The sequence below is a fragment of the Campylobacter sp. 2014D-0259 genome (genome assembly GCF_008000505.1).
In the GTDB taxonomy this organism is placed as follows: Bacteria; Campylobacterota; Campylobacteria; order Campylobacterales; family Campylobacteraceae; genus Campylobacter_D; species Campylobacter_D jejuni.
This window is the reverse complement of the sequence record NZ_VOAQ01000003.1, coordinates 41,184-57,730: the sequence shown is the minus strand read 5'-3', so window position 1 is coordinate 57,730 and position 16,547 is coordinate 41,184. Positions and strand designations below refer to the sequence as shown.

At 29.9% G+C, this 16,547-nt stretch carries 12 protein-coding genes and 1 pseudogene; 6 read left to right on the top strand and 7 right to left on the bottom strand.

All coding sequences use genetic code 11. The annotated features are described in order from the left end of the window. Nucleotides 1-70: 70 nt before the first annotated feature. The 7 genes and pseudogenes from vvfC to SR63_RS00595 all read right to left on the bottom strand — a co-directional run bounded on the left by vvfC (nucleotide 71) and on the right by SR63_RS00595 (nucleotide 11,727). Nucleotides 71-3,698 (bottom strand): annotated as a pseudogene (vvfC, locus tag SR63_RS08580) (autotransporter serine protease VvfC). Nucleotides 3,699-3,737: 39 nt separating this feature from the next. Continuing rightward, nucleotides 3,738-4,829, bottom strand: a complete 1,092-nt coding sequence (locus tag SR63_RS00620) for a DNA adenine methylase (RefSeq protein ID WP_002851979.1) — start codon at nucleotides 4,827-4,829, stop codon at nucleotides 3,738-3,740. A 38-nt stretch (nucleotides 4,830-4,867) separates the two neighbouring features. After that, entirely contained in the window at nucleotides 4,868-5,386 is a 519-nt protein-coding gene (infC, locus tag SR63_RS00615; RefSeq protein WP_002851726.1) for a translation initiation factor IF-3, read from the bottom strand. Beyond that, entirely contained in the window at nucleotides 5,383-7,191 is a 1,809-nt protein-coding gene (gene thrS, locus SR63_RS00610) for a threonine--tRNA ligase (RefSeq protein WP_002866362.1), read from the bottom strand. Before thrS ends, infC begins: the two co-directional genes overlap by 4 nt. Before the next feature lie 131 nt (nucleotides 7,192-7,322). Next, nucleotides 7,323-8,126 (bottom strand): undecaprenyl-diphosphate phosphatase, encoded by an 804-nt coding sequence (locus SR63_RS00605; RefSeq protein WP_002866361.1) that lies wholly within the window; start codon nucleotides 8,124-8,126, stop codon nucleotides 7,323-7,325. A 73-nt stretch (nucleotides 8,127-8,199) separates the two neighbouring features. Further along, on the bottom strand, nucleotides 8,200-10,197 hold the full coding sequence (locus SR63_RS00600; RefSeq protein WP_072238662.1) for an OPT family oligopeptide transporter: 1,998 nt from the start codon (nucleotides 10,195-10,197) through the stop codon (nucleotides 8,200-8,202). A gap of 183 nt (nucleotides 10,198-10,380) precedes the next feature. Next, the gene (locus tag SR63_RS00595; RefSeq protein ID WP_002866359.1) at nucleotides 10,381-11,727 is read right to left on the bottom strand and encodes a CitMHS family transporter; all 1,347 of its coding nucleotides are present in this window, start codon (nucleotides 11,725-11,727) and stop codon (nucleotides 10,381-10,383) included. A 244-nt stretch (nucleotides 11,728-11,971) separates the two neighbouring features. Here SR63_RS00595 and SR63_RS00590 point away from each other — a divergent pair, with 244 nt between their 5' ends. The 6 genes from SR63_RS00590 (at nucleotide 11,972) to dapB (ending at nucleotide 16,547) form a co-directional block, all read left to right on the top strand. Beyond that, a complete protein-coding gene (locus tag SR63_RS00590; RefSeq protein WP_002866358.1) occupies nucleotides 11,972-12,313 on the top strand; it encodes a DUF4878 domain-containing protein in 342 nt (113 codons plus the stop codon). Beyond that, entirely contained in the window at nucleotides 12,297-12,902 is a 606-nt protein-coding gene (locus tag SR63_RS00585) for a YiiX/YebB-like N1pC/P60 family cysteine hydrolase (RefSeq protein ID WP_002922696.1), read from the top strand. The genes SR63_RS00590 and SR63_RS00585 overlap by 17 nt, the downstream gene beginning before the upstream one ends. A gap of 63 nt (nucleotides 12,903-12,965) precedes the next feature. Continuing rightward, on the top strand, nucleotides 12,966-13,313 hold the full coding sequence (locus SR63_RS00580) for a hypothetical protein (protein ID WP_002851849.1): 348 nt from the start codon (nucleotides 12,966-12,968) through the stop codon (nucleotides 13,311-13,313). 134 nt (nucleotides 13,314-13,447) lie between these two features. Then, nucleotides 13,448-14,575: a hypothetical protein gene (locus SR63_RS00575; RefSeq protein ID WP_086031994.1), complete on the top strand. Its 1,128-nt coding sequence runs from the start codon at nucleotides 13,448-13,450 to the stop codon at nucleotides 14,573-14,575. Continuing rightward, nucleotides 14,575-15,756, top strand: coding sequence for a replication-associated recombination protein A (locus SR63_RS00570; protein ID WP_002866353.1), 1,182 nt, complete (start codon nucleotides 14,575-14,577; stop codon nucleotides 15,754-15,756). Before SR63_RS00575 ends, SR63_RS00570 begins: the two co-directional genes overlap by 1 nt. Nucleotides 15,757-15,818: 62 nt before the next feature. Then, nucleotides 15,819-16,547 carry a 4-hydroxy-tetrahydrodipicolinate reductase gene (gene dapB, locus SR63_RS00565; protein WP_002854461.1) on the top strand — a complete coding sequence of 243 codons (729 nt, stop codon included), beginning with the start codon at nucleotides 15,819-15,821 and terminating at the stop codon, nucleotides 16,545-16,547.

Sequence of the window (16,547 nt, the reverse complement as noted above, 5' to 3'; positions counted from 1 at the left end):
AAATGTAAAAGCAAGTATTATAAACAAAAAAAGCTTAAAATAAAAATACAATTTTTAAATTATTTTTTATTTAAAAACTATATCTTAAATTAGCATTTACACTCCAATCCACATTTAAATCGCCAAAAAATGTCTTTTCAAATTCGAAACTAAAGCGTGTTTTATCATTAAGCTTATAATCACTTCCTAAATTTATAAACATTCTTTGATCTTTTTTTCCTTCATATCTTCTCTGGCTTGCTTGATCCTCTAAAATTTGATCTCCTGTTTTAATCAGATCTGCATACAAACCAAGTCCTGTTCTAAAATTTAAATTTTGATTTTGACTTCCTATGAAAAATGCTGTTTTTGCGACTAAAGGAATATAAGAAGATCGTTTTAAACTGGCAATATCTCCTTTTAGATCCATAGCTCCTACATAACCACTGATAAATTCCAAACTCGGCTCAAGATAAAATTTATCATAATTTTTTCTATAACCTAACTCAGCACTTAAGATGATATTATGCGAACCATCGTTATCATCTAGTCTACCTTGATTTCCTGGGATAAAATTTGCATTTACTTCATTTTGATGATAAATATATCTTAAAACAAAATCACTATAAAAACCTTCATTAAACAAAAGGCTAAAATATTGTCCTATTCCATAACCATTTAATTTCGCACTCAAATCAGTAGCACTTAAATTCATATTTGTATAATTGATCATCACCCCGCTATAAAGCTCGAAATTCGAATACTCGTTTAATTTATCATATCCGCTTTGAATTTCAAAGTATTTTCCACTATTATACTCATCACTCGTACCCCCACCAAAAGTTCTTAACCACACCCCACTTTCGTAAGGATTATTGCGTAATTCTCCCATTCTTTTATGCATATTATTCCATTCTATCATGGAGCCCAAAGTAGCTTGAGCAAGTATAGATTTAGCTTTTGCAATAGCTTGAGTATTATCATTAGTAAAAAAATACTCATCTTTAGTTTTAGAATCAATTTTTTCTAAATTCCACTGGGCAAAATTTTCCTCATTGTAAGAAAAAACAACATTTGGGGTATAAATACTAAAACCTTGCTCCACATTTGGTATAGTAAAAAATTCCTTTGTTAAATGTTTATTTTCATCTTTTAAATGAGCTAGTAATATATTTAAACCCGCTTCTTTGCTAGGATTGTTAAAAAATTTAATACTAAAGTATTATTTGTTCCTTGCGCGCTTTCCTTAGAATTAATATAATCTGCCTTAGATTTTTCAAAATCCACATTGATTTTAAATATTATATTATTTGCACTTAATTTTTTTGCATCAACTTTCCCATAAATGGCACTTTTTTCTGCTTGAATATTACTCATTTGTATATTAGACTCAAGCAAAGAATCTTTAATCACAAGATTTTTTTGTGCATCATCAACACCTTTAATATTACCGCTAAAAACTATGTTTTGTAAAGTAGCATCAGAATGATCAAGATTTAAATTTCCACTAAAATAAACCTTTTCTATCTTAGCATTTTGGGTATTTTTAAGATTTTGCTCAAATCCCATTTCTTTACCAACTCCTGTTTGTGCAACGTCTCCATAAAAACTATCTTGAACTTTATCAGTGATATTTTCCCCATCTTTTTCATCGATCCACAAATTTTTACTTCCAAGCTCTATTTTGGAATTTTTAGCATTAAGATTTTCTACTTTTAAGCTTGCATTACGTCCTAAATAAAACTCGCTTTTTTCTAAATTAAGCTCTTTTAAAACAAAAAACCCTATCTTCCCAATCTTCTTGTGTAAAACTTACAGGTTTGGTTAAAGCACTTAAACCTTGCTCTTGAAGTTTTTTAGCTTGTTCTTCGCTTACATAAGCGTGTATTCTAGCATGTCCTTGAAAATTTAACTTGGCGTTTTCTGCCTTAAAAACACCTTCTTTATTGTAAATATTGCCATCAAAAATCAAAGCTTTATCTGTATTAGCACTAATTGTTATGGCCTCATCTGAAAAAATATTGCCATAATAAAGATAATTTTGCTTGTTTTCTAAATTTAAATTTGCCCCTGCTTTAGAGCTTGTGATAAAAACATTATTAGAATTGGCTTTAATTTGATCAAAAATTTAATGTTAAGCCCGATAGATCCAAAGTTCCACCATTCATATATAAAGTGTCGGTTTTTAAATTTTGTGCGTTTTTAAACCCTAAAGTTCCACCATTCATATAAATTTCACCAAAGCTTAAACCTTCACCCTCAAGACTTACCTTACCCTCACCCATCCTAAGTCCTGCATCCGCACTTTGACTTTTGACAATAAGTTCTCCTTCGCCCATTTTATAAAGAAAATCATCTTTTTTGGTTTTAACATTATATTCTATACTTGAACCCTTATCAGCGTAAATTCCTCCATGTATAAGCCATTTATCGCCTGTTATTTGCCAATTTGAATTTTGTTCAAAATTTAAAACACTAGCGCCTAAATCCACATCGCTATTTAAATTTATACTTCCATTTTGAAAAAAATACAAATCCTTGCTATTTTGCATTTCTTTGATTCTATCATCATATTTAGCCTTATCACCAAAAATATTTTCATAACTTACATAACCCGCATTAGCCCCAGAAATTAAGCTAACACCTTGCACCAACTGCCCTTCTTTCATCAAACCTTGATTGCTTAAAGTATAAACGCCTTGTGCGATATTAACCCTATGGCTATTTTGAAATTCATTGATCTTTGCTTGATTGATCAAAGCATAATCAACCTGTGAACAAGTATATCCATCAGTAAAATGGGCATTACAATTACTCGTACTTACTACACCTACTAAATACCATTTTTTATCAATCTTATCATAAACATAAACTCCACTTCCAGAATCCCCAGGTGTTGAAGAACTTGTAAAAGGATTTCTTTTATCATTGGTATAATTAAGAAATCGCAACTTAAAACGCTTATCTTCAGTATTTTTAGGAGCTAAACTGACAAAACCTCCTAAATTAATTTCATTAGAATCAAAAATCTTAATGGGTACTTTATTTGTATCTTCAAAACCTAAAGCTACAATACCACTTCCCTCTCTTACAAAGTACTCATAACGCGAACTATCAAAAAGCTTGCCTTTGCCTTTAGAATAATCACATTTTCCACTTTGACAACTATCCCAAAAAGGATCCTTGTATTCATAAATATCTCCACCATCGCCAGAATCTTTTTCAATAAAATTGAAATCTTTACTCAAATTTGCACTTTTATTGAGATTGATCTTACTCATTTTTAAAACAGCAAAATCCACATTTTCTTTCTTATAAGTAAAATTATCACTTGAGCTTACGATTCTATTTGCTACACCTCCAAAGTGTAAAACACTACCTTGTTTCACATAGCCTTTATTTACTTCCCCAGTATTTGAACTTGTACTCATATGAGAAGCACTGACTATATAAGATTGTCCTATATTGGTAAATTCTCCTTGGAATTTTCCTCCACGATTTGAAGTAGAAAAATCAATCATAGGTACATTGAAAGAGATGTTTTGATTAGGATTTTTTGCTAAAATTTCAAAGCCAATTTGACCTACTTGAAATTTACCCTTATTGCTAGCAAAATCAAGATATTCTTGAAAATAAAACTTTGGATCAATGGCCGAAGCAAAAAGATAATTAGAAAAACCAAATGCCATTAATGCACAAAAAGATAATTTTAGTTTCATAAATCCCTCCTTTTTATAAATATAATTTTAGCACAAAATTTAATTTTTAACTAAAATATAAAGTTGTTCATGAAGATGGATATTACGATTTTTAAGATTGCGAGAAGCTCTAAAAGTATTATATTTTTGTTCTAAAATCCGACATTTTCCAAGAGTACTTAAACGCTTTAAAAAAATTTCTTTTTTTACAAAACCTTCACAATTATAAGAAAGTAAAATCACTCTTGCTTTTAAATCATTAATAAGTTCAAATAAAGCATCTTGGGCAAATTTTGGCTTATTAAAAGTGCTACGGTTCCAATCTTTTGGAATGCCACTGATTTTAGAAATTTCTTCAGGTTTTTTATAATTTGCGATTAAATTTAGCATAAAATAATTAGAACTATAAGGGTGTTGATTATAAGGGGGATCAAGATACACTACATCAAAAAAATCAAGTTCTTTTGCAAGCATACTTGCATCCTTTTGCATCACTTCAAATTCACAAGAAAAATTTGAAAAAATAGGCATTTTAAGCTCTATTTCTCCTTTAATTCGTTTAAGTGCATTTTGTCCTTCGCCACCAAATTTTCCGATGCCATCCTTACCCTTATAAAAACCTTTAAAAACTCCACTAGTATTTGAATGAACACTGGCTTCATAAATCAAAGGAGCTATAAAGAAATGCCTCAATTCTTTTGGAATTTCATTTTCGATTTTTTGCCTTATAGTATCAAGATATAAAGCATTTTTAAAAGTATAAAAAACCCTTTCATTTTTTTTAATATCATCATCATCTTTTGGAGCATAAAGCTCACTGATAAAACCTTTTTGAAAATCTAAATTTTGGATTAAATTTTTATAATGCTTTTTTATATTTTGAAGTAAATCTTTGTCTTTATTGGCAAGATAACACTCATTGATGAGTTTTGAATAATCCTCTAAATCATTGGCTAAAATATAATTTGAGTGCGCTTTTGCAAAACGACTTACAACACCTGAGCCACTAAATATATCACAAAAACTAAATTTATCTTTACCAAGTTCTTTTTTAGCTACCTTAAAGCCCTTATTTAAAAAACTTAAAAGCGCTCTTTTATTTCCAAGATAAGTTATAATTTGCTCTTTTAAAAAAGAAGGATTTTCTTTCAAAATTTAAAACCTTTAAAAGCCTTATCCACAAAAGTGGATTAAGCTTTTTTTGGAGTTACAAGCATATTTACATAACGACCTTCAAAATTTGGCTCTTTGTCACGATTAGCTTCATTTTCTATCATAGTCCAAATTTTTTCAAGCAAAGCTACACCTGCTTCAGGAGTTGCCATTTCACGTCCTTTTAAGAACACACGAAATCTCACATGTTTACCTTGTTCTAAAAATTCTAAAGCATGTTTTACCTTGTAGTTAATATCATTTTGAGCAATTTTTACAGAAAGTTTGATTTCTTTTATATCAATCACTTTTTGTTTTTTCTTTGCTTCTTTTTGTTTTTTCTCTTGTTGATAACGGAATTTACCATAGTCCATGATCTTGCAAACAGGTGGCTTAGCATCTGCAGCTATCATTACAAGATCAAGTCCTAAACGATTTGCAATTTCTAAAGCTTCATCACTACTAATAATACCATAAACCTTGCCATCATCGCCAACACATCTGATTTCATCCGCTCTTATTTCTTCATTGAGCAATACTTCTTTTTCTTTACTCAAAAGTGTACCTCACTCATTTTCTCCTTAACTAATTTAATAAATTCATCTAAGCTAAGATTTTTTTGTTCTTTAGCTCTTCTATCTCTTAAAGCAACGCTACGCTTTGCCACCTCATCATCGCCTAAAACTAAAATCATAGGTAATTTTTGTTTTTCAGCTGTGCGTATTTTCTTACTTAAACTCTCATTTTTTTCATACACCTCGCTATCGATATTAAGCTCTAATAATTCTTTTTGAATTTCTTTTGCGTAAGCAATATGTGCTTCGCCTATTGGCACTATACCCACCGCAGTTGGTGCGATAAAAAATGGAAACTCACCCGCACAATGCTCGGTTAAAATTCCTATAAATCTTTCAAAAGAACCTAAAATCGCACGATGCAACATTACAGGTTGTTTTTTTTCATTATCACTATCAGTATATTCGAGTTTAAAACGACTTGGTAGGTTAAAATCTACTTGTATAGTTCCACATTGCCACTTTCTTTTTAAGGCATCGGTGATTTTAATATCGATCTTTGGCCCATAAAAAGCCCCGCCACCTTCATCAATACCGTATTTTAAACCTTGTTCATCTAAAGCTTCTTTTAAAGCCTTAGTTGCCACTTCCCAAATTTCATCATCACCTATGGCTTTTTCAGGTTTAGTTGAAATTTCCATCTCATAGCTAAAATCAAATAATTTCATCAAATTATCCACAAAAGCTAAAATTTCTAAAACCTGCTCTTTAATCTGACTTGGCATACAAAAAATATGTGCATCATCTTGAGTGAATTCTCTCACTCTAAAAAGTCCGTGCAAAACCCCACTTTTTTCATGACGATGCACCACGCCATATTCAAAAAATTTCAAAGGCAAATCACGATAACTTCTTACATCACTTTGATAAATTTTAATATGCCCCACACAGTTCATAGGCTTAATACCATATTCTTGTTCATCAATTTGTGTAAAATACATATTTTCTTTATAGTTTGCATAATGCCCACTGATTTTCCATGCATCTGCTTTTAAAAGCTCAGGTCCACGCACAGGCTCATAACCACGCAAACGATGGATCTTATAAAGTATATGTTCAAGTTTAGATCTAAGTCTTGCACCATTACTCAACCAGATAGGAAGACCACCTCCGATCTCATCATCAAAAGTAAAAAGTTTAAGCTCTGTTCCAAGCTTTCTATGATCGCGTTTTTTAGCTTCTTCAATAATGGTTAAATACTCTTTTAAACTTTCCTTATCTGCAAAAGCAGTCCCATAAATTCGAGTAAGCATTTCTCTTTTTTCATCGCCACCCAAATACGCTCCTGCAACACGAGTGAGTTTAAAAAAGCGTAAAAATTTCGTATTTGGCACATGAGGACCACGACACAAATCTTCAAATTCACCTTGTTTATAAATACTTACAGCTCCATCAGGAATACGCAATAAAACTTCTTGTTTTAAATCATCATTTTGAAATTTAGCCAAAGCTTCGTTTTTTGTGATTTCATATTTTGAAATTTCAATCTTTGCTTCAGCAAGTTCTTTCATCTTTTTTTCAATTTTTACTAAATCTTCTTCGCCAATCTTACTTTCTACACGAAAATCATAATAAAATCCATCTTCTATAACAGGACCAACGAAAAATTTAGCTTCAGGATACAAATTCTTAATCGCCTGTGCCATTAAATGCGCACAAGAATGACGGATTACCTCTAAACTTTCTTTAGAATTATCAAAATAAATTTCTTTTAAATTTGTATTTTTCACACTTTGAGAGTCAATTATTGTCTCATTGTCCAAATACGCAATAACTTCTTTTTCCATATTTTTAACCCTTTGTCGCTCACTTACCCTGTGAGTGTTTATAAAGTTCTAATTTTAACTTTCTAAGACTTAATTATTTTTGAAATTCAGCTTATTTTTAAAAAAAATCTTAGAATAAGTTTAATATTTATTTATAGCTTAAATTCACTTCCAGCATTTAAAATCCCACTATAATACAAATAAAAGAAAACAAATCCTAAAATAATACGATAAATTCCAAAAGGGATAAAGTCGAATTTAGAAATAAATTTTAAGAAAAATTTTATAACTAAAACCGCAACAACAAAAGCAGTGATAAAACCTATGCCTAAAGGAATTAAAGAATTTGCATTACTCAGTAATTCAGGCTCTTTATAAATACTATAAGCTGTAGCAATAATCATCGTTGGAATGGCAAGCAAAAAACTAAACTCAGCAGCCACTTTTCTATTAAATCCTAACAAAAGCCCACCAATAATACTTGCTCCACTCCTTGAAGTGCCAGGAATCATGGCTAAAGATTGAAAAATACCTATACAAAAAGCTTGTTTAAAGCTTATTTCTTCTAAGGAATTGATACGATATTGTTTATTTTTGTGCGCAAGTTCTATAAGAATAAACACAACACCACCAAAAATGAGCATTCCAACCACAACCCAACCATTAAATAAAGCATTTAAGTATTTTGCCACAAAAAGCCCTATAACTCCAGTAGGAAAAAATCCCGCTGCAAGTTTTAACCAAATATCAAGCCCTTGAAACAATTTACGCCAAAATACAAAAATTACCGCCAAAATAGAACCAAGCTGGATGATAATCAAAAAACTTTTCCAAAACTCATCTATATCAATACCTAAAATAGTCGTACCTAAAATCATATGTCCTGTTGAAGAAACAGGTAAAAACTCAGTCAGACCTTCTATAATTCCAAGTATTAAAGCATTTAAATTTTCCATTTTAATCCTTGAATGATAATTGCAAAAGAAAAATTATATCAGAATGGATTAAATGGGGTTTTAACCCCAAAAATTAAGCATCTTTTTTAACAATACGCTTAATAAAATATAATACAACTCCCACAAAAAAGATAAGTGCGAAAAGCTCGCTATCATGAAAATTTGCTAAATTTAAAGCTAAAGGATTTTCACTACCACCCATACTTACTGAAAATACAGTAATTCCTGCGATAATTACCCCAAAAATACTTTCACCCACTATAAGCCCTGAAGCAAAAAGCGTGCCTCTTTGCTCACAACTTGCAAGTTTTTCTTCTTTATGAGAATTTTTTGCATATTTTTTAGTCAAGTATTGCATTACAATAAATTTTAAAATTCCGCCTATAACTAAAGGTATATTTACAGCAGGCGGAAGGTAAATACCTATTCCAACGGCTAAAGGCGGCAAAGACATTTTCTGTGTTCTTCTTAAAATTTTATCTATAATAATCATTAAAATTCCTACAAATACACCAAAAGCCATATAACCCCACTCTATATTGTGATGAAAAATTCCTTGAGCGATAGTACTCATTAAATTCGCTTGCGGTGCTGCTAAAGCCGATGAAGTATCCATACCTTCTCTTGGCATTGCTCCAACAAAACCATAGGCTTGATAAAGCAAATTTAAAACAGGAACTATAGCCAAAGCACCAAAAACACAGCCTACAAGTAAAGCAACTTGTTGCTTCCAAGGAGTAGCTCCGACTAAATGTCCTGTCTTTAAATCTTGTAAATTATCATTCGAAATAGCAGCTGTAGCCAAAATAACACTAGTAGTAAAAATAGCTAATGCTACTGCAAATTTAGAAAGCATAGGATCTTGAAAAAGTTCCACACCTAAAACCAAAAAAACAATAGAAGAAATAATAACACCAATAAGTCCGATTCCAGAAATAGGACTAGAAGAAGATCCTACAAGTCCTGCCATATATCCGCAAGCTGCTGCAACAAAAAAACCTATTAAAACAGAAACTAAAGTTCCAACAAATGAAAATAGCATTTGATAATAAATACTTAAGTTAGCATCTTCAACAAAACTATAAAAAGTAATAAATAAACCCACAACCATTAAAACAAAAAGTATAAAAATACTTTTTAAAGAAAGGTCTATATTTGTTCTTTCATTTTTTTCTTGATTAGTAATTTTAACATTTTTAACAATTTCTTTAATACCTTCAATAACGGGTTTTAAAAGTTCTATTAAAGTCCAAAGCGCTGCTATAGCAATAGCTCCTGTTCCTATAAGCCTTACTTTAGAACTCCATACACTAGAAGCTAAATCTACGGCATTTTTTGCACTATCAAATTCAAAATTTGAAAGATAGGGAGTAAAAATACCCCAAGCTAAAAACATACCTACAAAAAGAGCTATAGCACCTGCTAAACCAACTAAATAACCTGCTCCTAAAAGTGCCAAAGAATATCCCATAGAAAAACCAAAAGCCATTTTATTCCAAATAAAAGCAAAATTACTCTCACTTGCAGCGAGTTTAAAACCATTGCTTAATAAACTAAAAATAGCAGCTATAAAAGAGCCTAATGCTATTTCTTTAATGCCTTGTTTTCCTTTTTTATTACTCTGATCTTTATTGGCTACTTTTAAAATTTCAGCTGCGGCTCTACCCTCAGGATAAGCAAGTTTACTTTCAACCACCATAGCCCTTCTTAATGGTATAGTAAAAAGCACTCCAAGTCCACCACCACAAAGACATATCATAAAAGTTTGCCAAAGTGGAAATTCACTCCAATACCCACACATAAAAAGCCCTGGGATAACAAAAATAACTGATGATAAAGTTCCTGCTGCTGAAGCTTGAGTTTGAACCATATTATTTTCTAAAATATTTGAAGTCTTAAAAAGACTCAAAACCGCCATGGAGATGACCACAGCTGGAATTGATGATGAAAAAGTAAGTCCCACTTTTAACCCCAAATATACATTTGAAGCTGTAAAAATAATAGTTAAAATACTTCCCAAAATCAAACCCCTTAAGGTAAGTTCTGGTAAATTTTGTTTTTTGTACATCATTTCTCCGTTTTAAAATTTTACTTTCAACTTAAAAAATATTCTTATAAGTTTAAATTTATAATTTTTCTCTAAAGTAAAATAAAATAATACAAAAAAACGCTTATATTTTTATAAATTTTTGACTCAAAAATATCATAAAACAATGAACCAATCATTGAAAAATCAAAAGTTCTTTTATTTTAATTATATTATCCCAGCTACCTCAGCAAAAATCAAGCAAATAATACTTATACCCCATATATAAAAAAAGCTTCTTTTGATATGATCTTTAATATTAACCTCTGCTAAACCACAACCTAGCAAAGTTGCAGGCACAACAGGAGAAATAAATGTCGCACAATTTCTTGCTATCACCATGATAATAGCTATAGTCAAAGGTTCAGCACCAAAAGCCTTAGTTACACTCAAAACTATAGGCATCACTCCATAAAAATAAGAATCTGTACAAAAAATAATTGCCATTGGAACAGCCAATATCCCTACCATCAAAGGAATATAAGCGCCTAAATAATCTGGAACAAAATTTAAAATCAAAACACCCATTTTCTCCATAATACCACTTTTATCAAATACGCCTATTAATATCCCAGCACCAATTAAAGTAATATACATAAGCATTGCACCACCACTTGCACGATCTAAAACTTTTTTAGCTGTTTTTAAATTAGGATAATTAAGCGGTAAAATTATTGCAAGTCCTATCATAAAGCAAATATAACTAGGAATAATGCCGCTAATTAAAAGCCCAATAACCCCAATAGCTACAAGTAAATTTAACCAAAACCATTTTTCATTATGGTGTTCGCTTTTTTCTATATTTAAATTTATTCCAGACAAGTTACCTGCGCCTGCACCTCTTTTTATTTCTATCTTAGCAATCCAAATTGCCAAAAGAAGGGATAATACCAAACCTACAATCTGAATAGGTATAATATGGTGCCAAAGCAAATTTGCATCCATTCCTATATTAGTAGCCGCTCTTAAAGTAGGACCACCCCAAGGAATAACATTCATAACCCCCATAGCCGAAGTAATAATCAATAACATTGAAGTCTTTCTTATACCTAAACGCTCATAAATAGGTAATAATGCAGGTATTACAATAAGAAAAGTAGAAGCACCTGAACCATCTAAATGCACAGCAGCAGCAATAAAAACAGTAAGAATGCAAACTTGATATACATTAGCTTTCATTTTTGATAAAAATGCATTTAAAATTTTAGTAAAAAAACCACTTGCATTTAAAACACTGAAAAAGAGTATAGAAAAAACAAACAAAGCTGCCGTATCCGTTACGCTTTTGACTCCATCTTTAATAAAAGCAACCAATGTTTTAATATCAAAAACACCTCCTTTAACCCCTAAAGCTGCACCCACGCCAAAACCAAGTTGTTCAAGAATAAGTAAAATACAAGCTACACTAATACTTACACTTATAAAAGCTAATGCTGGAGTAGTATAATCTTTTAGCAAAAGCCAAACTATCAATCCTAACGAGAAAAAACCTAATAAAGCTAAAAAAATTTCCATATCCTATCCTTTTGTATCATTTTTATTCGATAATAAAATAGGATATTTTAAGTCCAACTTATATGTGTTTAAATTTATAGCTTTTTGAAAAAAATATATTTTCTAATGTAACCATTTTAAACAAGAATAAAAAAATAATTTTGAATTATTTTGCTATAATTATGAATATTTTAATTTATACTATCAAAGGAAAAAAATGAAATTTTTCAAACTTTCTTTCTTGGTTTTAGTTGCCTTTTTTGTAGTGGCTTGCGGTTCTTCAAATCCTGAAGATTTAGCTAAAAATTTTACAAAAGATCTTTACAGTGGTGATGCTAAATCTGTTATGAGTTACATTGATCTTAGCGAAGCTAAAAGTGATGAAGAAAAAACATTTGTTAGTGGTAAAATCACTCAAGTTGTTGCTGAAAATGCAGCCAAAGCAAAAAGAATGGGTGGTGTTAAAGATATTCAAATTGAAGAAAAAACAATCAATGAAGATTCTGCTAAAATCAGAGTTTTAGTGTTATTTAACAATGATAATAATCAAAGCAGCAATGTTTTTCTTGCTAAAAAAGATGGAAAATGGCTTGTTTTACTTAAATAAAATTTTATATTTTGTCTTAATTTTATTTTTATTGATTGGAATTTGGGGTTTCTTTCTAAATTCCAATCCTTCAAATCAAATCATCAAAAAACCCCATCTACCTTCTCTTGAAATAGGCGATCTTGTCTTTCGTGCAGGAATAGGAAGTGAAAGTTTTTTAATAGAAAATTTAAGTCAAAGCCCTTATTCTCATATCGCTATGGTAGTTAAAACTTCTCCAACTATGCTCATACATGTTACAACAGATGATGACAAAAACGCTAAAAACCAAGTTATCTTAAGCTCTATGGATGATTTTTTAAAACTGAGTCATAAAATTGCTATTAAAAGATTAAAATTTGATGAAAAAACCAAACAAAATATAGTTACTAAAGCTTTGGAACATTTAGGCAGAAAATTTATCATAAGTACAGATAAAGATGCTTTTTACTGCACTACTTTTTTAGAACAATCTATTAACTCCATTACCCCATTTCATCTTCAATACACTCTAATCAAAGCTCCTTTTAATGAAGGTTTATATCTTTTTCCACAAACTTTTTTTGAAAATAATCAAAGCGTATTAATTTATGAAAGTCAAAATTTTTAATTTCACATTCACTTCACTTAAAAATTTTATAATGTCATCACTTTACATTAAGGAGAAATAATTATGAAAAAAAGTATTTTATTCGCATCAGCACTTTTAGCTAGCTCAATGCTTTTTGCAGATAGTCTAAAACTTGAAGGTACTATTGCACAAATTTATGATAACAATAAAACCTTGCTTATTGACTCTATTTATGGCGGACAAATGGCTATAAAAGTTCTACCAAATACCGAAATAGAAATGGATGATTGTGGTATTTTTGGAACAGATAAAGATGGAACTTTTAAAGATTTACAGGTTGGAAATTTTTTAGAAAGTAAAATTTCTTATGGAACACCTGCTACACCAAATACTCAGGCTATTCCAGTAGCTAGAAAAATTGAAATTCAATGTTATAAAAAAGCTTATTAATATAAATCCCTTAACAAGGGATTTATAAAAATCATTCTTTACTAAACTACTTCATCACTCTTAAATAAAAATTTAAACTCTTTTTTAACAAGCAATTTATAAAATAACACTTATATTTTCATCTAAGGCAAATAATGAAAAAATGGATTTTTATTGTTTTTTGTTTTATATTAGGTTTTATTATTCATATATTTTATATAGGATACACTAACGAACTTTTATTTAATAAATTTATTAAAAACAGCAATCCTGATTATACAATTACAGATATTTACTTCAAAAAAGGTTTTTTAACTTCTAAAGGAAGTTTTACTTTAAATCACTCTCATACACAGCTTTCAACCAAAATCAACCTTAAATTTAATAATTATTTTTTCTTAAATAAAATTATAAAAGGAAATTTTACAAATCCTTTTGATTTTTTAGATGAAGTGTTAAAAAACAATAAATTAGGAACTTTTACTCTCAAATTACACGATAACAACTCTAAAATATTTCTAAATATTAAAGATATAAATTTAAGCAATGAAGGCGGAGATACCATCATAAACGGCGGATATATTGAAGCTTTAATGAATAAAAATTTAGAAATTAAAAACATTAAAATACATTTTGATATGATTAATTTTTCTCAATTTTATACTAAATTTGTATTGCAAAATTTAAATTACGAACAATTTTTTAACAATCCTGTACAATTTTATGAGTTAAATTTATTTAGCGATAGCCAACAAGAGATCAACTTTGATTATCTTGTACTAGATAACAATAAAATCAATTCTTTTTATAGCAAAAACCAAGTAAATTTTAATGAAGAAAATTCAACAATAAACTTAAACATACAAGGAAAATCCAATGAAATTGATATTGATCTTAAATCTTTATTGGGTCAGAATTTAAATTTTGACAAAACAAAATTTAATATAACCATAAATAAATTTCTTAACTCAAATTTCAATATCTCTCATTTTATTCAAAAAAATCTTGATCTAAAAATACAAAATTTAATTCTTGAAAAAAATAAACAAAACATCAGTCTACAAGGCAATTTAAATATTAACAACTCTTATCAAGCAAAATTACAAGTTATCAGTTCAGATGAGCCTGATGAAATTTTTCCTTGGACAAAGGATTATGGAGGTTTAAATCAATATTTTTTAAAAGAAAATAATAACTTTTTTCTAAATTTATCTTATAATAGCTTAGCCAATCCTCAGCTAAAAATTAATGGTAGTGAATTTTCAAATATGGATTTAAATTAATGAGCCTAGCTTTGACCTTTCGCCCTGAAAATTTTGATGATATTTTAGGACAATATGAGCTTATAGAAATTTTCAAAAAATTTACTGCTTTACAAAAACTTCCTCATAGCATTTTTTTTGGAACAGCAGGTTCTGGAAAAACAACTTTTGCTAGAGTTGTAGCAAAAGAATTTGGCTTAGATTTTTATGAATTTGATGGAGGAAATTTTAAACTCGAAGAACTAAGAAAAATTTTAGACAATTATAAAAATAGTCTTTATAAGCCTTTAATTTTTATTGATGAAATTCACCGCCTTAGCAAAACCCAACAAGAAATGCTTTTAATTCCTATGGAAAATTACCGTTTAATTTTAATCGGTGCAAGTACTGAAAATCCCTATTTTGTTTTAAGTTCTGGCATAAGAAGTCGTTCCATGCTTTTTGAATTTAAATCTTTAGGGGTAAAGGAACTTGAAACTTTACTCTTGCGTGTACAAGAAAAAATGAAATTTAGTATTGATAAAGAAGCTAAAGATTTTCTACTTAAAAGTGCTGATGCAAGAGCTATGCTAAATTTGCTTGAATTTGTCTTGGTTTTAGATGAAAAACATATCAGTCTTGAAAATCTTAAAAAACTTCGCAACACCATAAGTAGCGAAGGTGTTAGTTCAAAAGATACACATTATATTTTAGCAAGTGCAATGATAAAAAGTTTACGCGGAAGTGACATTGATGCAGCTATTTATTATCTTGCAAGACTTATTGATGCAGGAGAAAGTGCGGATTTTATCGCTAGACGTTTGGTGATTTTTTCAAGTGAAGATGTTGGAAATGCCGATCCAAATGCTCTAAATTTAGCAGTTTCGACTCTAGAAGCTGTTAAAAATATAGGTTATCCTGAAGCAAGAATTATCCTAGCCCAATGCGTAGTTTATTTAGCAAGCACAATCAAATCTAATGCAAGCTACAAAGCTATCAATGAAGCTTTAAACTATGTAAAAAATAATGAAGCTTTAGAAATACCTAATTATCTTAACAACAATCATCAAGAAAAACAAAACTATCTTTATCCGCATGATTTTGGTGGCTGGGTAGAGCAAAAATATCTTAGTAAAAATTTAAAATTTTATCATAGCAAGGGCTTAGGAGAAGAAGCAAAATTGTTAGATAATTTATATAAATTAAAAAACCATAAAGCTTAATTTTATTATTTAAAATTTACAAAATAAATGCTAAAATCAATATTTTATTTTCAAGGAAAAAGATGATTAAAATAGGAATTTATGGCGCTAAAGGACGCATGGGAAAACAGATTGAAGAATGTTTAAAAAGCGAAACACAAGCACAAATTTCGATACTTTATGATAAGGGTGGAAATTTAGAAGAGCTTTTTGAAAAAAGTGATGTGATTATTGATTTTTCTTCCCCAAGTGGAACTCATGAGCTTTTAAATTATGCAAGAACTATGCCTAAACCTTTGGTAATAGGTACAACAGGACTTGATGAGAAAATTTTACATTTGATGCAAAGTGCTAGTGAAGTGATGCCGATTTTTTATGCGACCAATATGTCTTTAGGTGTTGCAGTTTTAAACTATCTTGCTAGCAAAGCAAGTCAAATGTTAAAAAATTTTGATATAGAAATTTTAGAAATGCATCATCGCCATAAAAAAGATGCACCAAGTGGTACGGCTATGACTTTAGCCCAAAGTGTAGCAAAAGCTAGAAATTTAGAACTTGAAAAAGTAAGAGTAAGTGGAAGAGATGGCATCATAGGTGAAAGAAGCAAAGATGAGATTGCTGTGATGAGTTTAAGGGGTGGCGATATAGTAGGACGCCATACAGTAGGTTTTTATGAAGATGGTGAGTTTTTAGAACTTAATCATACCGCTACTTCAAGGGCAACTTTTGCTAAAGGTGCGATTAAAATCGCTATTTGGCTTAGTAAGCAAGAAGCAAAAATGTATTCAATTAATGATTTTTTAGGAATTTAA